The sequence below is a fragment of the Methylobacter luteus IMV-B-3098 genome (assembly GCF_000427625.1).
Taxonomy (GTDB): Bacteria; Pseudomonadota; Gammaproteobacteria; order Methylococcales; family Methylomonadaceae; genus Methylobacter; species Methylobacter luteus.
Map to the genome: position 1 here is coordinate 3,191,213 of NZ_KE386569.1, position 22,747 is coordinate 3,213,959.

Here is a 22,747-nt window from a genome sequence, read left to right on the forward strand (position 1 = left end):
ACAATGCGTTTGTTCCTTAATAGACGACGAGAGCCATAACAATGATAAAAACTCATAACCTGGGTTTTCCCCGCCTGGGAGAAAACCGCGAACTGAAATTTGCCCTGGAACGCTACTGGCGGGGCGAAATCGATCAGCCAGCCCTGGACGGGATTGCCGCCGAAATCCGGCAGCGCCACTGGCGACTGCAAGCCGGCAGCGGACTGGACTTTATCCCCGCCGGCGATTTTTCCTACTACGACCAGGTGCTGGATACCAGCGTCATGCTTGGTGTTGTGCCTGAGCGTTTCGGACCGGCAACGCAACCGGTCGGTCTGGACACCTATTTCAGGATGGCGCGGGGCCGGGCCACCGATGGGCAGGCCTATCGGGCCTGTGAAATGACCAAGTGGTTCGATACCAATTATCACTATCTGGTCCCGGAAGTGGAGCCGAATCAGGAGTTTGCTTTGTCCGGCACCCGGTTATTCGACGAGACGCGCGAACTGCAAGCGCTGGGCTACAATCCGAAACCGGTGCTGCTGGGGCCGCTGACCTGGCTATGGCTGGCAAAATCCGCAACCGATTTTAACAAGCTGGACTTGCTGGATCGCTTGCTGCCGGTTTACGCGGAGATCATCCAGCGACTGGCTGGGCAGGGCGTGGAGTGGATTCAAATTGATGAGCCTGTTCTGGTGCTGGATTTGCCCGTCACCTGGAGCAGCGCCTTTGAAACCGTCTATCATCGCCTGCAAAACGGCACGGTCAAGATCTTGTTGGCCACTTATTTTGGCGAGCTGAACGCACATGCCTCGTTGACCTGCAAACTGCCGGTTGCGGGACTTCATATCGATCTGGTTAGAGCTTCCGGGCAATTGACGCACGTCCTCGACAATTTTGCCAGTCACAAAGTGCTGTCGCTGGGGCTGGTTGACGGTCGCAATGTCTGGCGTACCGACCTGGATTCGGCACTGGCGACCGTCGCCGGCGTGCAGGAACGGTTCAAGGGAGAGCTCTGGTTGGCGCCTTCCTGTTCACTATTGCACGTGCCTGTTGATCTGGAGCTTGAGGCTGCGTTGGATAAAACGGTTAAACCCTGGCTGGCGTTTGCCCGGCAAAAGCTCACGGAACTGGAAGTGCTGCGCCGGGCTATCGAAGAAGGAACGGCGGCCGCCGAGCCGGCATTATCGGAATCAAGAACCGCGATCCGCTCTCGCCGGGAAAGCGGCTTGCGGCATAATCAGGCGGTTCAGGCCCGGGTTGCGTCCCTGAGCGAAGACATCGACCGGAGGCAGAGCGGCTTTGCCGTAAGGCGGCAACAGCAGCAGATCAGGCTCAAGCTTCCCAGCTATCCGACCACGACGATCGGATCATTCCCGCAAACGCCGGAGATCCGCAAGGTTCGCCATGAATTCAAGCAGGGCCTGCTCAGTGAGCAAGACTATAACCAGCTGATGGAGCAGCAGATCGAGCACTGCGTCAGGGAGCAGGAGGAGCTGGGCCTTGATGTGCTGGTGCATGGCGAACCGGAACGCAACGACATGGTGGAGTATTTCGGCGAGCAGCTGGACGGTGTTTTGACCACCGCCCATGGCTGGGTGCAATCCTACGGCACGCGCTGCGTCAAACCGCCGATCATTTACGGAGACGTCAGCCGGCCCGCCCCTATGACTGTGCGCTGGATCGCTTATGCCCAAAGCCAGACCGGCAAACCGATGAAAGGCATGCTGACCGGTCCGGTCACCCTACTGAACTGGTCGTTCGTCCGCGATGACCAGCCCCGTTCAGCCACCGCCTACCAGCTGGCGCTGGCCTTGCGCGATGAAGTGCGGGATCTTGAGGCAGCCGGCATCCCGATTATCCAGATCGACGAGCCGGCCTTCCGGGAAGGATTGCCGCTGCGCCAGGCGCAGTGGGCCGAGTATCTGGATTGGGCGGGGAGGGCTTTCCGCATCAGCGCCAGCGGCGTTCAGGACGCCACGCAAATTCACACGCACATGTGCTATGCGGAATTCAATGACATCATTGATGCCATTGCCGGACTGGATGCCGATGTGATCACCATCGAAACGTCCAGGTCCAATATGGAACTGCTGGATGCGTTTATCGATTTCGATTATCCGAATGACATAGGGCCAGGCGTTTACGATATTCACAGCCCGAATATTCCGATGACAGAAGACATTGTTTCGCTGCTGAAACTTGCCGGCGAAAGAATCAGTCCGGAGAAGCTATGGGTCAACCCGGATTGCGGCCTGAAAACGCGGCAGTGGGGTGAAGTCAGGAAAGCGTTGGCCAATATGGTCGAGGCCGCAAAAGTATTGCGGTCTTCTGCAACGGAAGCCTAAGGCGTTAATCCAAATGATTCATGCATAGGCTGGGCTGGCGCTTTGCGGAAACCCGGCATGGACGGCTGATTGACTCCGAAGAGCACGAAGAATTTTGCGGTTTGTTTCATATTGATTACAGAGAATACAGGGCGTGTATTCTCTGAATCCCTGTGAGTTCTGTAGCTCGTTGCCGCTGTTGCGGTTTGGACGGTTTAAGGCTCCGATTCAGCCAGTTGCTGCAGATCCTGGATGACTTCGGTGAAGTGGCGCTTGAATTGCTGCAGGTCTTGTTGGTCAACGGATCGATTCTTCAATTGTTCATAAAGTCTTGCACAGCTGTCATTGACGCTGGAGATGGATAGATTGGCGCAAACACCTTTCAGTGCGTGCAGCCAGGCTTCGGCGGCGGCCCAGTTTTTTTGTTCCAGATAGTCTTCCAATAAGGATTCCTTGCTCCGATAGCTTTTATAGAACAGCACGAGCAGCTTTTTGTATTTTTCTTCATCGTTACTAAGCCGCGACAGCCCGCTTTCAACATCTATGCCGGACAAGCGATAAGTCGAGAGCACGGGAGGGGAGGCATTGTCCTCGGCTGCCAATTTTGGTCGTCCCTTGCTCAGCAGGTTGAACATTTTCTTTAATTGGTCGATATCAATCGGTTTTGTCAAAACGTCGTTCATGCCGGCCTGGTAGCATTGACGGCGATCGCTTTCGGCTGCAAAAGCGGTCATGCCGATAACCGGCAAAGCTGTGAGCTGGAGTTGCTGGCGAATCTGTCGAGTCGCCTCGAAGCCGTCCATTTCCGGCATTTGAATATCCATTAGCACCAGGTCTACCTTTTCTTTTCGCAGAATTTCCAGTGCTTCGCGGCCATTGCCGGCTTCCAGAAAGCGTTCCGCCTGGCCTTGAAGGATATCAATGATCAGCAGCCGGTTAATATGATAGTCATCGACAATTAACACGCTGGATAATGTATGTGTTTGGGCTGAACGCCGGGATTGGGGCAGTACCTGCGGTTCCGCCTCGTGATGATTCTGCATCAGGTGCTGACAAAGCAGTGCCCGATCGAAAACAGGCGTTTTCAGGTAGCCGACCGGGGTCACCGTTTCGGAAAATTGTTTAATGGCCTGTTCGCCCAACAGGCTGTCCATCAGTGAAATCGAAACGCCCGCTAATTGGGGCTCGGCCCTGATTTGACGCACCAGGTCAAAGGCATCGGCGTCCTGCAGGTCCCTGTTTATCAATAAATGATGATAATGGCGTTGCGCCAGCAGGGCCAGCGCTCCGATGCCGGTTTCAACACTGTCGACGCTGCATCCTAATGATTGGAGCAGTCCAAGCAAATGTTCCCGGCTTTGTTGGCGCGGTTCGACTATCAGGACTGCCGGCATCGACGAGGCAGATCGGCTGATAATAGCCTTATCGTAGTCGGGCAGTGCTGATTTGAGCGGCAGCGAGAATGAAAATCGGCTGCCTTGTCCGGGTTGACTATCAACGCTCAGGTTTCCTCCCATCAAGGCGACCAGCTTTTTGGAAATGCTGAGTCCGAGTCCGGTACCGCCGTATTTGCGCGTGGTCGATACATCAGCTTGGCTGAAGACTTCAAATATTCTGGCGACGGTTTCCCTGTCCATGCCGATGCCGGTATCGCTGATGCAGAATGTCATTTGCGGCGTAGGGCCGGACGTATTGATAGCAATGGATAAACGGACTTGTCCCGTTTCGGTGAATTTTATCGCATTGGTCAATAAATTGATCAGCACCTGTTTTAAACGTAGTGAGTCGGTCTGGATAAATCGGGGCACGGCTTCGGAGACGTCGATGATGAATTCAAGCCCTTTTTCTACAAATTTGGCGGTCAACATTTGGTTGATGCTGATCAGGATTTCAAACAAATTGCAGTTTTGATAGTCCAGTTCCATTTTATTGGCGTCAATGCGCGAGAAGTCGAGCAAGTCGTCGATCAAGGCCAGCAGCAGGTCGGCCGACTCAAGCGCCCGCTTCAGTTGCTGCTGTTGATGGGGGGATTCTGCCGCATTCAGTGCCAATTTGGTAAATACGACAATCGCGTTCATCGGCGTGCGGATCTCATGGCTCATATTGGCCAGGAATGCCGATTTGGCCCTGGATGAGGCTTCAGCCGCCTCTTTGGCTTCTTCCAGTTGACGGGTCCGTTGATAAACCAGATCTTCCAGCTGAAAGCTGTATGTCCTCAATTGATGTTGAGCCTGATCACGCGCCGAGATCGCATGATGGATCTGCTCCAGTAACTGGTTAAAGGCGGCCGCCAGTTGTTCGATTTCGACATAGCTTTTATTCTCCGTTCTCAATTCATAATTTTGCCCTTCTGTAACGGTGCTGACGAAGTTGGCCAGTGATTCGATCGGTTTCGAGATAAGCTTTTGCAGGATATAAGATAAAAATAAGGCCACAAACAGCGCGAGGACGATTACGATGGCTACCACTAAAGCCGCGCGGGTCAGCAGTTTCCAATAACGCGAAAAATCGGCGTACAGGATTACATGGCCGATTTTATTGGCTTGCGAATAGATGGGGCGGGCATAGACGAGATAGTGTTCGGTCTCGCTAAAAACCGAGTGTTCGGTCAAAAGCTCGTCAACGGTCCCAGGCTCGATCAGTAAATTGCTGCCGGGGCGCCGATAGTGGGCAAGAACCTGTTTTTCATCGTTCAGCAATAGCGCATAGATTACCTGGGGGTCGTATTTCAATGAGGCTAATGAGTTACTGGCCTCGTCTTTATCGCCAAACACGATGATGGCCTGGGCGTTATCTGCGATGACGCCGGCCTGGATGGTCAGGCTGCTGGTCATGTCCTGCTTCAACTGCACCGTCCGAAAGGCTATGAACAACAGGCCCGCTATCAGAAGCACGATAGTGCTGGTCAGCACTATGATGAAGAAGAGCCGGTTTTTGATGGAGCGTTTGTTGTGAATCATGATGGTGGCTGATCGGCTAAATGCAATAATTGGGCTCTTAATTCCAAACCGGCCTTTTTAGCGGCCTGTTCATTGATAGCGAAGCGAATTCTGTTGTCTTTATTGTAAAGATATATCATACCTCCCTGGCTATAAAATGCCTCGGACTCGCCGACGGTCAGGACCGGATAGAGGGCTACCGCTTTCAGAAAGGCCTGCGTTGCCTGGAGGTGTCTGGGAAGATAGAGTAAATGGCAGGCGGACAAATTATCCCGCAATTGTACCTCGGTCACCTCTACTTTATGCCGATTGATGGATTTGTCGGCCAGGACCGTTTTCAGGGATTCATGCATGCCTTGATCCCCGGCAACGCAAAAAAGCATTGGTTCCGACCCGGTCGGATTGAGACTGGAAGGCGGCCATTCGACAAACAGCGATAATCTGAAAAGATAAGCCGCCTTAATCGTCAGCTCCCGTTGATCCATGGCCCAGCCTTGACTCAACAGCAGCGCCGATACAAAAACCGACTTCGTTATCAACTTTAGCATGCGCATAATCGGTTTTATCGTTTCAATCCATGAGGACGACAGGAAAAGCAGGCATCATTAATATTGGTAGGATAATTTCAGCATGATTTCCCGGGATGGGCCGGGCAGGGCAGGGTGGCCGCCATTGTAAGGCTGGACGTATTCGAATCGCTCATTAAAGATGTCATAAAAGCCTAATCCGACTTCCAGTCCCCTGGTCAGCAGGTTCTGGTAGCGGAAATAGACATTGGCCATCCAGGCAGGATCATGATGGGTGAGGGCATTGCCGGTATAGCCGAAACGGTCGCTAATGAATATCAAGCTCGGATTAACGGAAAACGACGGCGTGATGTTGGCATGGGCGTTGAACGTCACTTTGTGAGTCGGAAAGCCGACATTGAGCTGGTCGTGGATCTGGGCTTCCCCGGTATTCAGGATTTTATATTTGTCCGCCGTGTTACGGGTCGCATGATAAAAGGAATAGTCCAGTTCCAGATAACCCCAGTCTTTGCCATTGTAACGCAATCCGGTTTCGATGCCTTGAGTATTCTGGCCGGCGGCATTGATATAAAAATCGTTGTTTTGGTCATCTATCTGGTACAAGATGATGTTTTTGCTGCGGATATCGAACAGGTTGACGGTCAAGTCCAGGTTATCGAGCACTTCATAGCCGAATTCTATTTCGGCCGTGTGGGTTTTCTCAGGTTGGACCTGGCTGATTTGCTCCGCCGTTTGCGGGTTAAGATTATATTCCTCGTTTTTCTGATAATTGCCGCCGGTCGGTATGCGGAAAGCCTGGCTGTAAAGCGCCTTGAAATGAAATCGGCCGAAATCCTTGGTCAGCGCAAAACGGGGGGCCAAGTTGGTGCCGTATTCATTGTAGGCATCGAAGCGCAGTCCGGCCAGCAGGTTTACCCAGGGGAAAGCATAGCTGGCCTCGGCGTAGGCGGTGTAATCGCTGAAGGTCGGCAAAGGTGTGTTCAGGCCTCCGTCTTCGCTTTTGCGGATGTCAAATTTATCAAAGGCGAAACTATTGCCCAGCACCAGATAGTTGCCTTCCTCAGATGCGAATGTGGTTTTGGCGTCGAACTTGTAAAAATCGACGAAGACGCGTTCGCGCAACAATGGCGATTCCCCATCAAAATACTTTCGGGTTCGCTCCCAGGGATTCTGACGGGAAAATTGGGCGTTGAGGTCCAATTGAATGGCCTCGGTAAAGGAATGCTGGTAGTTTAAATTGGCCGCGTAAGTCGTAAATCGATTGGTCAGGTAGCGGTTCGGATTACCCTCGGCGTCTGCAAAAATTCTGTCTGCAAAACCGTCGCGGCTGTCGACACTGTAGTCATCGAGGAGGACACGGAAGTCAACATCCTTGTATTTAACGCCCAGGTTGATCATCCTTGACTCCAGTTCGTTACTGTCGGACATGTCAAAGCTTTGCCCAGCCGCATCCCGATAGATCCGGTCGCTCCGATGGGCCTCGCCGTATTTGCCGGATAGCGTGACTTCCCAGTCGTCCCATTTTTTGCCGGCGACAAGTTCCGTGTTTTTGCGGGCTTCGCCGCGTTCAAAACGTCCGTATGCTCCGCTCACTTTGACTCCATCTATTTGCGTGGCGCTTTTGCTGATAATGTTGATCACGCCCATCTCCGCGAAATTGCCGTGGATGATGGAGCCGGGACCGCGAATAATTTCGATGCGGTCGATTTGTTCGACCGGAAAATGATTGCCGAACTGAGTCGTTCCAAAGCGGTGTTCGTTTAAATTGATGCCATCGACGAAAACCGCGACCTTGCCTTCATGAGCCTGAAAGCCCCGAATCCCTAAGCCGACGACATTGGACGTGTCAACGCCGAAACTGAAACCGGGTACCAGTTGCAGTACGTCGATCAGGTCCCTGGCGCCCATATTGCGGATTTCCTGGCCGGAGATCACGGTCACAATGCCGGCGGCTTGCTCGGTGCAGGTCGCCTTTTGGTTGGCGGATAAAAAAACCGGCACTTCGGCGAGTTCCGACAGATCCAGATCGACAATATCGGTTTCGGCGACCCTGTCACAGGACAGTTGTTCCGACGCTAATGCGCGCTCGTGCAAAGGGAAGAGCGCGAATAAACAGCTTACCAAGTTTTTTATTATTTTACCTTTCATCGCTTTATATACGCCTCAAAACGAGGAACAGCTGCTAAGTATTGCCAGGCGTTGATTGGGTTGCGAGTCAATCAACGCCTGGCGAGAGTGCTAACCGCCTGATTTAGTGTTTTACTGTATAAATTGTAAATTTAGAACGATTTGATCGGTCGCCGCGAAACAAAGGCATTTCCTGCTAATACTCGATTCGGTCACGCCCTGGGGTCGTGCTTTTACTGGATGGATATGGGCACGATTTCCTTAGCTCGTAGTCTGGGTTGCTTTTGCGGAAACTCCGTTTCTTCGTTGTCCGAAGGCCGGGTTTCGTTCCCCAGCCCGGCCTTCAGCGTTTTTACTTTTGAAAAATTATAGAACAAACAGCCCTGTAATGGCGATAACAAGCCGACTGCTTCGCCTTTTTTACTCGTTTTTGCTCTTTAGATTGCCAGCATGCAAACCGCATTCTTTTTTAGCCCCTGATTCCCACCACCAGCGACCGGTTCTTTCATGCTGATTGGGCAGGACAGGACGGGTGCAGGGTTCGCAGCCTATACTGATGAAGCCTTTTTCGTGCAGTTCATTATAGGGCACCTGCCAGGCTTCTATGTAATCCCATACTTGTGCCGAGCTCCAGTTGGCCAGCGGGTTGAATTTGACCAGCGTGTGCTCAGGGGCCGAGAACGTGGTATCGATTTGCACTTCGGGAATGGCTTGCCGGGTGTCGGGGCTCTGGTCCTTGCGCTGACCGGTGATCCAGGCGTCCAGATGCGCCAGTTTGCGTTTTAAGGGCTCGACTTTGCGGATGCCGCAGCATTCCTGGTGACCGTCTTCGTAGAAGCTGAACAGACCCTTGCTTTTCACGAAGCGGTCCAGCACGTCCCGGTCCGGCGTCAGCAGTTCAATGTCTATCTGATAATGCTTTCTGACTTTTTCGATGAAACGATAGGTTTCAGGATGCAGGCGTCCTGTATCCAGGGAGAAAACCGGAATGTCTTTCCTGATCTTGACGGCCATGTCGATCAGCACGACATCCTCGGCGCCGCTGAAGGAAATGGCGATGTTGTCGAACAGCTCCAGTGCTTTTTTGAGGATGACACGCGGGTTTTTCTGCTCCAGTTCGGTTTGTAATGTTTCGATGTTGAATGTGGTCATGATGGTCAGCGGTATAAAGTCAGCTTTGCGCGAAATACTGTTTTAAAAACTCGTCAAAAGGCAGTTGATCACGGCCCTCGATTTCTCTTTGTTTGGCCAGCGATTGTTCGGCAAGTTCATTGAACTGATCGGTATTGTAGCCATCGAGTTTGCGCTGTCGGAAATATTGTTCATGCTCGGCCGATTTGTTCAGCGAGAAGCAGCCGAAATGCTGTTGCTGATGCACCATGTGTTTCAGTATGCGTGCCGATGCGGTCAGGTCGGGATCGTCGACGATTTTTTGCTGTTGCTTGAGAGCCTGGCTGTAGGGTTTACTGGCATCATCGCCGTCCAGTATGTCGCAGACCGGCTGCATGTCTGCCAGAATTTCGGCGGCCCATTCCCGTAAAGGGATTTTTTTCTCGCGTCTGTCCAGTTCCAGCCCCGGCTTTCTGCCGAACTGCGCAACGGCCAGCTGATTGGCATTATTGATGCGGTGGTCTTGTTCGGATATCAAAGGGCTGTCTTTCAGCAAACAGGTCAGCAACAGTGCCTCTATGAAGCGGGCTTTGCCTTCATCGATGCCGATAGGGTTGAAGACATCCAGGTCAAGCGAGCGCATTTCCACATAGCGCACGCCTCGGCGCTTGAGCGCCAGCGTCGGCTTTTCGCCCGATTCGGCCACCTGTTTAGGCCGGATCGTGCTGTAAAATTCGTTCTCGATCTGCAGGATATTGCTGTTCAGTTGCCGGTATTGCCCGTTCACGACCGTGCCGATTTTTTCGTACTCCGGATAAGGCGTGGCGATGGCCTTGCCCAGACTGCTGACATAGCCGGACAGCGAATTGTAATCGATCTGCAGGTTAGCCTGATTTTTGCTTTTATAGCCGATATCGCTCATGCGCAGAGAGGTTGCATAAGGATGGTACAGGGTGCCCGGGTCAAACTCGTCAAACCCGGCCATCAGCGCCGGACGGCTTTTGAAGAAGCTCTTGCAGATGGCGGGCGATGCGCCGAACAGATACAGGATCAGCCAGCCCTGGCGCTGAAAATTTCTGATCAGCGCGAAATAGGCATCGGCTTTGAACTGTTCCGGACTGACATCCGGTTTTTCCAGTTCGTACAAGGCGGGCCAGAGGGCTTCGGGCACGGAATAATTAAAGTGTATGCCGGCAATGGCCTGCATGGTTTTGCCGTAGCGGTGCCATAAGCCGTGCCGGTAAACGTGCTTCATGCGGCCGATGTTGGACGAGCCGTACTGCGCAATCGGTATACTCTCATCGCCGTCGATGCCGCAGGGCATGCTCGCGGCCAGCAGCATTTCGTTGTCCAGATGGTCGTAGACGAACTGGTGCGTGTTATGCAGGAATGCCAGGGTATCCTTGATGTCGGTAAACGGCGGCGTGATCAATTCTATCAGGGCTTCGGAATAATCCGTCGTGATATAAGGATGGGTCAGAGCGGAGCCCAGCGCTTTCGGGTGCGGAGTTTGCGCAATGAAGCCGTCTTTGGATATACGAAGGCTTTCCTTTTCAATTCCTTTAGATCCCCCGCAGAGCAGGCGCTGCTGGCCGTTTGCCAGAATTTGGTCGAAGCGTGTTGAAAGCTTATTATTCAAATGAGTCATAGATTGGGCGTCTGTACCCTGCAGTCCTGATATAATCTGACTATTATAGAAGGTATTAACTGATTGAAGAAATATTATCGCAGTGAAGGAATCCGTGCCCAGCAAGCCCATTGAAATCCTCAAAACAGTTTTCGGCTATGACCATTTCAGGGGGCAGCAACAAGCCGTTATCGAGCAATTGTTGGCCGGGCAGGACGCGCTGGTTCTGATGCCGACCGGCGGCGGCAAGTCGCTGTGCTATCAGATTCCGGCCCTGATCAGGCCTGGTGTCGGCATCGTCATTTCGCCGCTGATCGCATTGATGCAGGACCAGGTCAGCGCGTTGCTTCAGGTCGGCGTAAAAGCTGCGTTTCTCAATTCGACGTTGGCACAGGAAGACGTGCGCATTATCGAACAGCAACTGCTGCGCGGCGAACTCGATCTGCTTTATATCGCACCGGAAAGGCTGACATCGGCGCGTACGCTGGCGTTGTTCGAACGTCTTGAAATCGCTTTGTTCGCGATCGATGAGGCGCATTGCGTCTCGCAGTGGGGGCATGATTTCCGTGCCGATTATTTGCAGCTTTCGATGCTGCACGAGCGTTTTCCCGATATTCCGCGTATCGCGCTGACGGCCACGGCCGATGAAAAAACCCGTCAGGAAATCATGCAGCGTCTGGGACTGGAGCAGGCCCGGCTGTTCCAAAGCGGCTTTGATCGCCCCAATATCCGCTACCGGATCGTGCAGAAGCAGAATGCCAGGCAGCAATTGCTCGATTTTATCCGTGCCGAGCATGCCGGCGATGCCGGTATCGTTTATTGCCTGTCACGCAAGAAAGTCGATGCGACGGCCGAATGGCTCCGAACCAAGGGCATCAATGCGCTGCCGTATCATGCCGGCATGACCGCCGATCTGCGGCAGCAGCATCAGCACCGGTTCCTGATGGAGGACGGGCTCGTGATTGTCGCCACGATCGCTTTCGGCATGGGCATCGATAAGCCGAACGTGCGCTTTGTCGCGCACCTGGATTTGCCTAAAAGCGTCGAGGCGTATTATCAGGAGACCGGCCGGGCGGGGCGTGACGGGCTGCCCGCCAATGCATGGATGGCTTACGGCCTGCAGGATGTCATCACGCTGCGGCAAATGCTGGCCGATTCGAACGCCGACGAAGCGCACAAGCGGCTCGAATACCATAAGCTCGAATCGATGCTGGCCTTATGCGAACAGGTGCATTGCCGCCGGCAGGCCCTGTTGAGCTATTTTGGCGACATCCTGGCGCAACCGTGCGGCAACTGCGATACCTGTCTGGAGCCGGTAGTGACGTGGGATGGCACGCTGGCCGCCCAGCAGGCGCTGTCGTGCATTTACCGTACTGAGCAGCGCTTCGGCGTCAATTATCTGATCGATGTGCTGCTTGGCAAGGACAATGAACGGATCAAAAGCTTTGGTCACGATCGGCAATCCACTTTCGGCATCGGCAAGGAACTGGACGAAAATCAGTGGCGTTCGGTATTTCGGCAGCTGGTCGCCCGAGGGCTGGTCGCGGTCGATTTTGACGGCTATGGCGCGTTCAAGTTGACGGAGGCGTGCCGCCCGATTCTGCGCGGCGAGCAGCAGTTGATGCTGCGCAAGGATTTGCAGCCCGGCAAGATTAAACGCAGCAAAGGCGAAAGCCGGCAGTTTGTCGACAGCCAGGATGCCCTGCTCTGGAATGCGCTGCGCGCCAAGCGCCGCGAGCTGGCTGATGCGCAGGATGTGCCGCCGTATGTCATTTTCCATGACGCAACCTTGATGGCCATGCTGGAAGCCAAGCCTGTGACGCATCAGCAAATGGGGCTGTTGTCGGGTATCGGCGAACGCAAACTGGCGCTTTATGGCGATGAGTTTCTGGCTGTCCTCAGCGAATTTGTCGATAATGAAAATAATGGACCGATCGGTTTGTCCGATACCATAGCCGAATCGGTGGCCTTATTCAGGCTGGGATACAGCGTGAAACAGATTGCCCGGCAACGGGAACTGCAGGAGACGACCGTCTACGATCATTTATCTCAGTCCCTGGAACAGGGACTATTGGCTTTGGCGGATGTCATTGAATTGCCGGAACCGGAAATCAGGCTGATAGAGGATGCGTTCATCAGTCTGCCGGAAGACCGGAAAAATGCGCTCAAGCCCGTCTTTGAGCGGTTCGGCGGCCAGTACAGTTACGGTATTCTGCGCTGTGTCAGGGCTGCTCTGCTGCATCAATCCCTATTGTAATGCGCTGCTCAATAAACCGGGCGTGCTTGTGACCAAGCTAAGTTTTTGATAGATTTGTCGCCTATTTCAATGTCCTTTCCTCAGTCTGACCTCATGATAGATCCAACCGCGCCACATCCATTGACCAATAAATCGACCATCACGTGTGAAAACTGTAACCTGGATAACATATGCATTCCTAAAGGACTGACCAGTTCAGAAATTGGTGAGCTCGGTTTATTGGTCAACAGGAACAATATCCGTCGGAAGGGTGAGGCCATCTATCATGCCGGCAGCCCGTTCAGAGGCATTATTGCCTTACGCTCCGGCAGCGCAAAACTGCTCAGTTTCGATCAAAACGGCAATGAGCTGGTTGTTGATTTTATTCTGCCCGGGGAGTTGCTGGGATTTGACGGTCTGTCGTCACAAATTCATAACTGTACGGCCATTGCTTTGGAGACGGTGAATTATTGCCATCTGCCGGCCCAGAAAATTGAAATGCTGGCCGTTAAAACTCCGGGCTTAAGCCAAGTGCTGCTGCAGCGGTCCTGTGATCAGTATGATAGCCAGGTGCAAAAGATGATGCTCAGCCGCCGGTCAGCGGAAGCGCGCGTAGCCTGTTTCATTCTGCATATTTCAGAACGGCTCAGAATGCGGGGCTACTCGGAGCTGGAGTTTCGCCTGAGCATGTCGCGTGAGGAAATAGGCAATTATCTGGGGATCGCACATGAAACGGTCAGCCGTATTATTCATCATTTTCAATCGCGGCAGTTGATTGAAGTGAAATCCAAGCAATTGAAAATCATCGATAAAAAAAGGCTGTTTGGCTTTTATACAGAATAATCGCCGAACAGCCCAAAGCTCGTTGGATCTAAAAATTAGTAATTCTATGTAGGTAGAACTTAGACAGATATGCTGCGTGAGAGGAATTTTCAGCAATATTGCGCTAAGAGCGAGGCTATTTAAACAAACTTTGCAATATCAAAGTTGAGCTAGATCAAGAAATGCTTGTTTAATAAACTGAGGCATCAAATTTTCTTTATGCACTGATGGTTGTCATGGATAGCGGAAGGGCATTCGCTTAGACGCTGATTAGTCTCAATAACGCGGGGGTAGTTTACTGAGGGCTGGCAGACTCCATATTGATGGATCGACCCTTGCTTCCACGGCATCTTCGACCTTGTCGTCCAGTTCAGGAAAAAAGTCCAGGCCGGTTTGCGCTTCTATATGGTCGACGCTGGTCACGAATTGCATCAACGGCTCTTTGCCTTTGACCGTTTGCGGTATTACAAAGCCCAGTGCAATAGGATGCGCATTAGGATTGGGTTTCGCTATATATATTTTATAAAAGGCATCCGGTATTTCCACTGTCCAATCTGACTTCAGGCGTTCTATGGTTCCGTTAAATACCGGGCCTGTGATGACCCAGACTTTGCCGAATCTTTTGGCGAAATGCTGGATTTCGATTTCCTCCAGGCGCTGCCATACGCGCTGGTTCAGCTTGGATTTCTGCGGGCTGATGTTGGTCATTAAAAAGCTGTCGACCTGTCCCTCTTTGCCGTAAAGCCGGCTGATCGCGTAATTCGGCGCCATATGCCCTCGGTCATAACCGCTCTGCTGGTAGCTGTCATGGCTGACGCGGTTGATGCTGCGCCAGTCCGTTTCAAAGCGGTTGGGGCGCTTTAAGGAGGGTTCATTTTCGGGAAGCGGGGTTAGCACGTATTCCACCCATAAAGGATTGCCGCGCAAGTCGGAATAACCCAGAATAAATCCGTCATTGCGCAATATTCGAAACCAGGTTTCGTAGTTTGCCGCATCGTGTGCTCTCGGGGCGCCCTGAAAAAGCAGGGCCGGGCGGGCAATCTTGACTTCATACGCATAACCGCCCGCTCCGAGCGCGATAATCAACAGCAACAATGCAGGATGCTTGCGACCGATACGAAATAGGCTTGTCAGTAGTATAAGCCAGTTTGATGTGCGTGGTTTTCTGCGCATAGCGAGTTAAAGCTTGGGTCAGCTTTTAGACGGTTTGATAGGGCTTATGCCAAGGCTTCTATCGATGGTTTATTGCTGAATTGATAGTGATGTTTTAAACAGTGATCCAGCCATTTTTGCAGGAAATAGTTTAAGCGCCATTTGTAATTCATGATTTCAAGGCTCAAGCCGGGGTCTTTAAATGTGCTCGGCACACTTTTCCGAGCATGGTCGCTCAACACTTCCGCCAGCTGTGCATCGAGATAAATCCTTATTTTTACGGCGGGCTCCAGAAATTCATTGGGATTTTTCTTGAAGCAGTGGCTTAGATCCACGGTCATGGTATACGGAGTGCGTTCAATGACTTCCAGGTGCAGTGTGGTTCTGTCAGGTGCAAGACCGATGGCTTTTTCTTTAAAAGCCAGCAGATCGGGAATCAGCTGAAATAGCTTGCGGTAGTTGGACGCGCAGACTTGTTCCAGGCAGAATGACTTGTTGATCGGATTAAGAAGGCCCATAGCGGATGTCAGTTTTCACTGTAGCAGGCATAGGCGCTGGCCGTCTCCCATAATACGACCTGAGCGACGTTAAAACCTGCCTGTTTCAGATGTTGATAAATCATTTTACTCAGCACTTCGGCGGTAGGGTGTTCGGCCAGAGCGAGAAAACGTTCGTTGTTTTCAATCAGCATGGGGATGATCGGATCATCCTTATGCAGCAGGAAATTATGGTCAAGTTGCTGATCGATATAGCTTTCAACACAATCCTTGATGTCGGAAAAATCACAGACCATGCCTTGATCGTTAAGTTGCTCCTGCTGTATCGAAATCGAGGCTTTGACGCTGTGGCCGTGCAGATTCCGGCATTTGCCTGGGTGGTTCATTAACCGGTGGCCGTAGCAGAAATAGACCTCTTTGGTAATCGTAAACATATAAATAGAACAGCTTCGTGGTTTTCAATATTCAATAATAAAGGAGATTAATCTCCTTTTATGCTTTTTATGGTAGCAGCAATTTCGTAGTGATCATTTTCGCGTTTCGTACTTCTGACTACCTCGATAAAAGCCGTCATCGGCGGCGTTATAGTATTTTTAGGAACTACATTGATCTCCATGGCTTTACCTGGATCAAAAGACCGGTCGGCAATAAATGATACGTCAGCACCGCTGATGGACGTGCAGCGACCTCGGTAATATTCACTTGAGTCAGCGAGTTTATAGATGATATCGCAGTCTGCCTCCATGCGAGCGTAGCCGCGTTTTTCATCATACTCCATCATATGATTTCCCCTGCCAATATTGTTGGTTGTTACATTTACTTTAGCCGCATAGCTTTAGCGGCGCAGTGTACTATAAAAAGCACACAGATGGGTGATGATTTGCAGCAGGATTATTAATTGAGTTGAGCTACTGGATATTAGCCTGAATTTATGTAATATGATAGGCCAAACACAATCGGACTTGAGTATTATCGAATGACCAAAGCAACAATTTTAACGGGAATCACTACCACAGGCACACCCCATTTGGGCAATTATGTCGGCGCTATCAGGCCGGCTATTGCAGCCAGCAAAGATGCTAATGTTTCGCCATTTTATTTCCTTGCCGACTATCATGCGCTGATTAAATGCCAGGAGCCGGAGCGGGTTCGCCAGTCCAGTCTGGAGATTGCGGCAACTTGGCTGGCCTTGGGGCTGGATACCTCGAACGCCGTGTTTTACCGGCAATCCGACGTGCCCGAGATTATGGAACTGACCTGGATGCTGACTTGTGTAACGGCAAAGGGTTTGATGAACAGGGCGCATGCCTATAAGGCGGCGGTTGCAGAAAATGAGGAAGGCGGTGAGAACGATCCCGATAAAGGCGTGACCATGGGCTTATTCAGTTATCCGATCCTGATGGCCGCCGATATTTTGATGTTTAATGCCCACAAAGTGCCGGTCGGCAAGGACCAGATTCAGCATATTGAAATGGCCAGAGATATCGCGGGACGATTCAATCATATTTACGGTGAGCACTTTGTATTGCCCGAGGCTGTTATCGACGACAATGCCGCAACTCTGGCGGGACTGGATGGCCGCAAAATGAGCAAGAGTTATAACAACACCATTCCATTGTTCGAACCTGAGAAAAAATTAAGGAAGCTGATCAACAAGATCAAAACCAACTCCCAGGAACCCGGTGAGCCCAAAGATCCGGACACCTGCACGTTATTCAGTATTTACAAAGCCTTCGCTATGCAATCGGAAGTGGCTCATATTCGCCAGCGCTATGCGGAAGGTATTGGCTGGGGGGAAATGAAACAGATCTTGTTCGAGCATATCAATGAGCAAATCGCGCCGGCGAGAGATCGCTATGAAGCATTGATGCAGGCGCCGGGGCACATTGAACAGCAATTGCGGGAAGGCGCCGAAAAAGCACGTGCGATCAGCGCGCCTTTTATCAAGGAATTGCGCCAGGCCGTCGGTATTTCACGGATCTCGGCGTGAAAAGAACCAGTTTCAGCGGCTGGCTCAGTCAGGCTTTATGGTTGATCAGCCGTGCGCCTTCGATTTGGATCGGATACACGCTGTTTATCGGACTCCTGTTAGGCGCCGGGCGTATGTCGCTGGCTCTGGGCGTCGTTTTGTCGGTGACGAGTCTGTTTGTCGGCGTCGGTGTGGCAAAATATACTGATTTGAAAAGTTCGGACGGGCATTCTGTTAGTCTTTACTGGGCGATCAGTAAAAGTTTGCCATTAGCCTTGCTGGCGGCTCTCAGCATCGTATTTTGCTGGTTTGTCTTTAGACTGATTGCCAACATTTATAACGAGGAATGGGAGAAGATTGCCCAGTTTTTCTTTTATTGGGAGTTTACGCCTGAGAATATGGAGGATAAATCATGGCGGCAACTGACAGGATGGCTTTATTCCTCGGCAATCGTGGCGCTTATTTTCGTTCTGTTAATACTGACCACGTTCGCAAGCTGGTTCAGTTATCCATTGATGCTTTTCAAAAACTATACCTGGAGCCAGGCAAAGGAACAAGGCAATAAGGCCGTTACCAGACATCAAAATGCTATGTACAAATTGTTAGGTTTTCTCTTTGCCGTCGTGTTTATTGGCGGTGGCATGATGCCTTTGCTGACGCCGGTTTTATATATGCTGGTTTCAACGCTGATGTATGTCTCTTATCAGACAATTTTTGATTCCGACTAGAAATCTCAAGCGTTCCCCGGAAAGCTTTGCAGCAATATGTCTACATTGTCAGCCGGCAATTGAATCAGCAGTCTGACCTGTTCGGCAAAATGCTGTTCTACAATCTGACCATCAAGTTTTTTCAATTGATATTCGAGCGGCTGCATTTGGTTATAATCCAACGTTAACCGGATTCTTGCCAGTTCCACATACGGGTAAATTTCCGCCGCCTCGATGACGCTTTTGGCTGTATTGCCATAAGCACGCGTCAGTCCGCCTGCGCCCAGTTTGACGCCGCCGAAATAGCGGATCACGGCAATTAACAGGTTAATCAGTTGTTTGCCCTCGATATGTTGGAAAATCGGTTTTCCGGCCGTACCGGTTGGCTCACCCGCATCATGGAAACGGTTGATAAAGCCGCAGTCGGTTTTGATGCGATAAGCGAAAGCAATGTGATTGGCGTTGGGGTGTTCGGCATGCAATTGTTTAAGGTTCAGTAATGCCTCGTTCTCATTAACGCAGGGAACAATCACTCCGATGAAGCGGGATTTTTTGATTGTGTCTTCTATTGTCAGTTTCGATTTGACACAATACATGGCTGGCTCTTATTGATTGGCGATGACTTATGATAACAATTCAGCCACATGCGTCGGAAACAATCCATCATCAGATTGACCGCAATGTGTTGATCAATGAATTTAGAACGTTTTTACCGCAGGCATCTATTATTTTCGAGAAGGAAGCCTTAAAACCATTCGAGTGCGATGGTCTTTCGGCTTATCATTGCGTGCCCTGGCTAGTCGTATTGCCCGAAACGATCGAACAAATTCAGCGTATATTGCGTCTCTGCTATCAGCAAGGCGTGCCGGTGGTCGCCAGGGGAGCAGGTACAGGGTTGGCAGGGGGCGCGATGCCGTTGGCTAACGGTGTCTTGTTAAGTTTGGCCAAGCTCAATCAAGTCCTTGAAATCGATATTGCCAACCGCTTGGCTGTTGTGCAGCCGGGCGTGCGCAATCTGGCTATTTCGCAGGCGGTTGCGCCTTTCGGGCTTTATTATGCGCCGGACCCATCATCACAGATCGCATGCACGATAGGCGGCAATGTCGCCGAGAATTCGGGAGGCGTACATTGTCTTAAATACGGACTGACTACGCACAATCTTCTGCGCGTTAAAATGCTGACCATGGGCGGCGAACTTGTCACTATCGGTTCGCACGGCCTGGATAGTGCCGGGTTGGACTTGTTGGCGTTAATAGCCGGCTCGGAAGGTATGTTGGGCATTATTGTTGAGATAACGGTCAAGCTGTTGCCCACTCCTGAACAGGCGCAGGTTGTGCTGGCAGCCTTTGACGATATCGAAAAGGCCGGGCAGGCGGTCGCGGACATTGTGGCGGCCGGTTTGATTCCTGCCGGACTGGAGATGATGGACAAGGCGGCAATTAAGGCGGCCGAAGACTTTATTCATGCAGGCTACCCCAATAATGCAGAGGCAATACTGCTGTGCGAGCTTGATGGTGCAAGGGAGCAGGTCGAGGAAGAGTTGGATAAAGCGGTCGCACTATTAACGGATGGCGGAGCGATAGACGTCAGGGTTGCTCAGTCCGAGCAGGAAAGGCAAAAAATGTGGGCAGGCCGCAAGTCGGCGTTTCCTGCAGTCGGGCGTATTTCACCGGATTATTATTGCATGGATGGCACGATTCCCAGGCGTTTTCTGGCAAAAATACTGAAAAATATAGGCGATTTATCTGAAAAATACGGTTTGGCCGTGGCTAATGTATTTCACGCTGGCGACGGTAATTTGCATCCGTTGATTTTGTACAATGCCAATCATGCAGGAGAACTGGAAAAAGCTGAACAGTTTGGCGGTGACATCCTGAAATTAAGTGTTGAAGTAGGTGGAACGATTACAGGTGAGCATGGGGTAGGTGTCGAGAAGATCAACCACATGTGTATTCAGTTTGCCAATAATGAATTAACTCAATTTCATGCTGTAAAAAGAGCATTTGATGAAAAAGGCCTGCTCAATCCCGGCAAGGCCGTGCCTACATTGCATCGCTGTGCTGAATTAGGTGCTATGCATGTGCACCAGGGCGAAGTGGCGCATCCTGAATTGGACAGATTCTGATGCCGCCAGGCGGCCGCGCTAAATGACTTGAGCCAGGGCGAAAGCACCGCCGTAAGTCACCATGAAATAAAGGAAGGACAAAACTAGGGCGGCAGAAAGGTTAACGGACAGGATGCGCTGGATAAGATAAGCAATCAAAGCATACTGCCATAAGGCCAAGGCGGCAAATGTGTAATAGCTTAAAGCATCATCGGTGGTGGTTAGCCAGACTATCACTGGCACGACAAAAATAGCGACTACATTTTCACAAAATAGAAAAGCGGTTGACGTTTGGATAAATGCGTACAGGGACTTGTTGAGAATCAGCATGATCGCTATAAACAAAAAGGTTAGCGCTGTTTCCAGGCTAACCTCATAAAACGATTCTACAGGATCATCAACCATATTCACCTGTATGAAAAATTCAACAATATAATAGAACCAGAAATTTTGTTTGAAAAAATCAACTGATCTAGGCAGCGCAAGCGGGTTGCTTTGAAACCAGCAAAGCGCCAGATATTGCTTTAAAATAGCCATGTAACCACAAGAAGCGACGCAGGAAAACTTAACGGTTCAGATTAATTTGCTAAATTCAGCGGGTCCGAATAATTGACCAATGACCGATCATTATAAGTACCAAAATTATCATTCAATAACTGAACAAGTTCCTTGGTTTTATCAGTTAATTGATATAAACGGGCTTTGGTTTTTTTGTTCCAGCCAGCAGGCTCAGTAATTGGCATTAACATGCGTGAAAAGGTCAGATTTTTTTCAAAGAGTTTGGCCAGATTTTCCATTAAGTGAAGCTCTTTTTGTCTGGCAGTTAGCTGCTTGATGATTAATTTACCTTGTAGCTTGCTGATGAGTATATGTAATGGAACTATGATGGCTAACAAAACAATCAGGACCACAGGGCCAATGATCGGGTCTATCAATAAATCCAGAATCCCCATTTGTATTTCGGCGAAGAGAGCGAAAGTGATAATGAATCCCAGAATCAGCAGCGTAGAAAAATGCACACGGTCTTTCCATATCGCAATGCCTTTGGTTACTTCCGGGATCACGACGTTATCAATTTCGCGGATGCTTTTTTCCAGCGAATGCAGGACGCGGTAGGATCGGTCATAGGACACATTGACCATGCGTTGATCTATTGCGGCAAAACCTGCCTGGTTCTGAGGATTGATTGTATTTTCTACAGTAGACAAAACAATAAATTGTCCGGTATTCAGGCCCAATCCTGATAATTTTCTTTGCCAGGAAGAAATGATTTCATTGTTAAGAGCCCGATTTAGCGCTGCTGCAGGTTCATTGATGATATAAACAAATTTATTCGTATCCTGATGGCGAACGATGGTTTCAACTAATTCATCAACCAGCGGTGCTGCTGAATCAAACGCATCCGTAAAAATTAAAACCAGATCAGAGCATTCGATAGTATGTCGCATTAACAGTGAAGCAACTGAATTGGACGATACGGCGTTAATATTGGGAGCATCAATGAATAGCTTGCCTTTTAAGCGATCGCTATTGATGGTTTTTAATTCCAGGTAAGAATTGATGCGGTCGCCTTCGCCTGCCTGTTGCTGTTCAATTTTGCGGCTGATTTGATAAAACGGGTACCGGTGATCAACATCCAATGCGGTACCTGGCAAAATGGTTGGGGTAGATTGACTGCTATGCAGCAGCACAGTAAATTTGTGGCTGGATGGCTGAAGCCCGGCGAGCATATATTCTGAGCCCAAATAGCTGTTAATGAACCCGGATTTCGCGGTTGAGTTGCCGCCGATCAGGCTGACGATCGGCCACCAGGAATCCTTGCATGCTGTTGTTTCATCGTTGCCGAGTAACCCTAAATCGTATTCAATTTGATCGAGCTCATGGAAGACTTTTGCCGCTTTCTGCAATACCGGATTATCACTGGCAAAGTTCTTTTCAAGGTTGAGCAAATATTTGCTTACTGTTTTTTCAGCCATCAGATTGAAACCGTATTTGTTAGATTTATAGTTATATTTAGAGTTGGAAAAGTATACACTCAGATGGGCCGGATGATACAAAAACAGTAAAAATATTAAAAGAATTTTATTGTTTTTAGAGGCTGTATGTTTGACAGTTTTCTTTTCTGCTCAAGTGAGCCGAATTTATAGTATATTGAGAAGTTTTAGTTGAATGAGCTCTTTAAGTAAAGTAAAAAATCAGATGGCAAAATGGAATAAGAATTTGGTTAACTTTCATAGCTGCATACTGATTTTTATTACTGTGGTATTGTCAGGATGCGCAACACCTTTTGCGAGTGGATATGGGGCAAACAGACAGTCACGGGAAGAGTTTGCACGCTATGTGGAAGATGTTTTTCGTTTACAAAATAGCATGACCAGCGAGGTTATGATATTGACGGAAACTGAGAATGATCCGCAAAACCATGTGACTTTAATCAGAGCTGAGCAGCATATGCATAAGATATGCGCTCCTCTCAATGAATATGCAGTCCGTAACAGCGAAGGGCTAAACATTGGGCTTTTGTTAAGTCACTATGTGGAGAAGTCTGCCGTAGACTGCGAGCAGGCGGCTCGACAAGTCGAGTCGCTGCTAAAGGAATTTTAATTTGTGGAAAATAGGTCTAA

General features: G+C 50.3%; 19 protein-coding genes. 7 read left to right on the forward strand and 12 right to left on the reverse strand.

Features of this window, described 5'->3' with window-relative positions; all coding sequences use genetic code 11:
- Positions 1–41: 41 nt before the first annotated feature.
- Positions 42–2,327 (forward strand): 5-methyltetrahydropteroyltriglutamate--homocysteine S-methyltransferase, encoded by a 2,286-nt coding sequence (metE, locus tag METLU_RS0116885; protein ID WP_027159243.1) that lies wholly within the window; start codon positions 42–44, stop codon positions 2,325–2,327.
- Positions 2,328–2,521: 194 nt separating this feature from the next.
- On the opposite strand, the gene METLU_RS0116895 is transcribed toward metE, so the two are convergent.
- From METLU_RS0116895 to gshA, 5 genes are all read right to left on the reverse strand, one after another.
- Entirely contained in the window at positions 2,522–5,266 is a 2,745-nt protein-coding gene (locus tag METLU_RS0116895) for a response regulator (protein WP_027159244.1), read from the reverse strand.
- Positions 5,263–5,793, reverse strand: a complete 531-nt coding sequence (locus METLU_RS0116900; RefSeq protein WP_231383632.1) for a YfiR family protein — start codon at positions 5,791–5,793, stop codon at positions 5,263–5,265. The genes METLU_RS0116895 and METLU_RS0116900 overlap by 4 nt, the downstream gene beginning before the upstream one ends.
- A 57-nt stretch (positions 5,794–5,850) precedes the next feature.
- The gene (locus tag METLU_RS0116905) at positions 5,851–7,920 is read right to left on the reverse strand and encodes a TonB-dependent receptor plug domain-containing protein (protein ID WP_027159246.1); all 2,070 of its coding nucleotides are present in this window, start codon (positions 7,918–7,920) and stop codon (positions 5,851–5,853) included.
- Positions 7,921–8,319: 399 nt separating this feature from the next.
- Positions 8,320–9,051, reverse strand: coding sequence for a phosphoadenylyl-sulfate reductase (locus METLU_RS0116915; RefSeq protein WP_027159247.1), 732 nt, complete (start codon positions 9,049–9,051; stop codon positions 8,320–8,322).
- A gap of 19 nt (positions 9,052–9,070) precedes the next feature.
- Positions 9,071–10,657, reverse strand: a complete 1,587-nt coding sequence (gshA, locus tag METLU_RS0116920; protein WP_027159248.1) for a glutamate--cysteine ligase — start codon at positions 10,655–10,657, stop codon at positions 9,071–9,073.
- 82 nt (positions 10,658–10,739) lie between these two features.
- Here gshA and recQ point away from each other — a divergent pair, with 82 nt between their 5' ends.
- Together recQ and METLU_RS0116930 are read left to right on the forward strand one after the other, a co-directional pair.
- Entirely contained in the window at positions 10,740–12,893 is a 2,154-nt protein-coding gene (recQ, locus tag METLU_RS0116925) for a DNA helicase RecQ (protein WP_081679129.1), read from the forward strand.
- Between the two features lie 93 nt (positions 12,894–12,986).
- The gene (locus tag METLU_RS0116930; protein ID WP_027159250.1) at positions 12,987–13,715 is read left to right on the forward strand and encodes a helix-turn-helix domain-containing protein; all 729 of its coding nucleotides are present in this window, start codon (positions 12,987–12,989) and stop codon (positions 13,713–13,715) included.
- Between the two features lie 255 nt (positions 13,716–13,970).
- Here the strand turns inward: METLU_RS0116930 and METLU_RS0116935 are convergent, their stop codons facing one another.
- The 4 genes from METLU_RS0116935 to METLU_RS0116950 are packed head-to-tail and all read right to left on the reverse strand — an operon-like array spanning position 13,971 to position 16,124.
- Positions 13,971–14,867 (reverse strand): DNA/RNA non-specific endonuclease, encoded by an 897-nt coding sequence (locus METLU_RS0116935; RefSeq protein ID WP_027159251.1) that lies wholly within the window; start codon positions 14,865–14,867, stop codon positions 13,971–13,973.
- Positions 14,868–14,911: 44 nt separating this feature from the next.
- Positions 14,912–15,364 (reverse strand): DUF1249 domain-containing protein, encoded by a 453-nt coding sequence (locus METLU_RS0116940; protein ID WP_027159252.1) that lies wholly within the window; start codon positions 15,362–15,364, stop codon positions 14,912–14,914.
- A gap of 8 nt (positions 15,365–15,372) precedes the next feature.
- The gene (queD, locus tag METLU_RS0116945; RefSeq protein WP_027159253.1) at positions 15,373–15,777 is read right to left on the reverse strand and encodes a 6-carboxytetrahydropterin synthase QueD; all 405 of its coding nucleotides are present in this window, start codon (positions 15,775–15,777) and stop codon (positions 15,373–15,375) included.
- Positions 15,778–15,824: 47 nt separating this feature from the next.
- Entirely contained in the window at positions 15,825–16,124 is a 300-nt protein-coding gene (locus METLU_RS0116950) for a pilus assembly protein PilZ (protein ID WP_027159254.1), read from the reverse strand.
- A 195-nt stretch (positions 16,125–16,319) separates the two neighbouring features.
- Here METLU_RS0116950 and METLU_RS0116955 point away from each other — a divergent pair, with 195 nt between their 5' ends.
- The gene (locus METLU_RS0116955; RefSeq protein ID WP_027159255.1) at positions 16,320–17,333 is read left to right on the forward strand and encodes a tryptophan--tRNA ligase; all 1,014 of its coding nucleotides are present in this window, start codon (positions 16,320–16,322) and stop codon (positions 17,331–17,333) included.
- Entirely contained in the window at positions 17,330–18,040 is a 711-nt protein-coding gene (locus METLU_RS0116960; protein ID WP_027159256.1) for a hypothetical protein, read from the forward strand. The genes METLU_RS0116955 and METLU_RS0116960 overlap by 4 nt, the downstream gene beginning before the upstream one ends.
- Positions 18,041–18,045: 5 nt before the next feature.
- Here METLU_RS0116960 and METLU_RS0116965 read toward each other — a convergent pair whose 3' ends face one another.
- Entirely contained in the window at positions 18,046–18,615 is a 570-nt protein-coding gene (locus tag METLU_RS0116965; protein WP_027159257.1) for an IMPACT family protein, read from the reverse strand.
- Positions 18,616–18,644: 29 nt separating this feature from the next.
- Here METLU_RS0116965 and METLU_RS0116970 point away from each other — a divergent pair, with 29 nt between their 5' ends.
- Positions 18,645–20,144 (forward strand): FAD-linked oxidase C-terminal domain-containing protein, encoded by a 1,500-nt coding sequence (locus METLU_RS0116970; RefSeq protein ID WP_036243221.1) that lies wholly within the window; start codon positions 18,645–18,647, stop codon positions 20,142–20,144.
- Between the two features lie 18 nt (positions 20,145–20,162).
- Here METLU_RS0116970 and METLU_RS0116975 read toward each other — a convergent pair whose 3' ends face one another.
- Both METLU_RS0116975 and METLU_RS0116980 read right to left on the reverse strand, forming a co-directional pair.
- On the reverse strand, positions 20,163–20,660 hold the full coding sequence (locus tag METLU_RS0116975) for a hypothetical protein (protein ID WP_027159259.1): 498 nt from the start codon (positions 20,658–20,660) through the stop codon (positions 20,163–20,165).
- A 41-nt stretch (positions 20,661–20,701) separates the two neighbouring features.
- The gene (locus METLU_RS0116980) at positions 20,702–22,099 is read right to left on the reverse strand and encodes a P-loop NTPase family protein (RefSeq protein ID WP_027159260.1); all 1,398 of its coding nucleotides are present in this window, start codon (positions 22,097–22,099) and stop codon (positions 20,702–20,704) included.
- A 193-nt stretch (positions 22,100–22,292) separates the two neighbouring features.
- Here METLU_RS0116980 and METLU_RS0116985 point away from each other — a divergent pair, with 193 nt between their 5' ends.
- Positions 22,293–22,727 (forward strand): hypothetical protein, encoded by a 435-nt coding sequence (locus METLU_RS0116985; RefSeq protein WP_231383633.1) that lies wholly within the window; start codon positions 22,293–22,295, stop codon positions 22,725–22,727.
- Positions 22,728–22,747 lie beyond the last annotated feature (20 nt).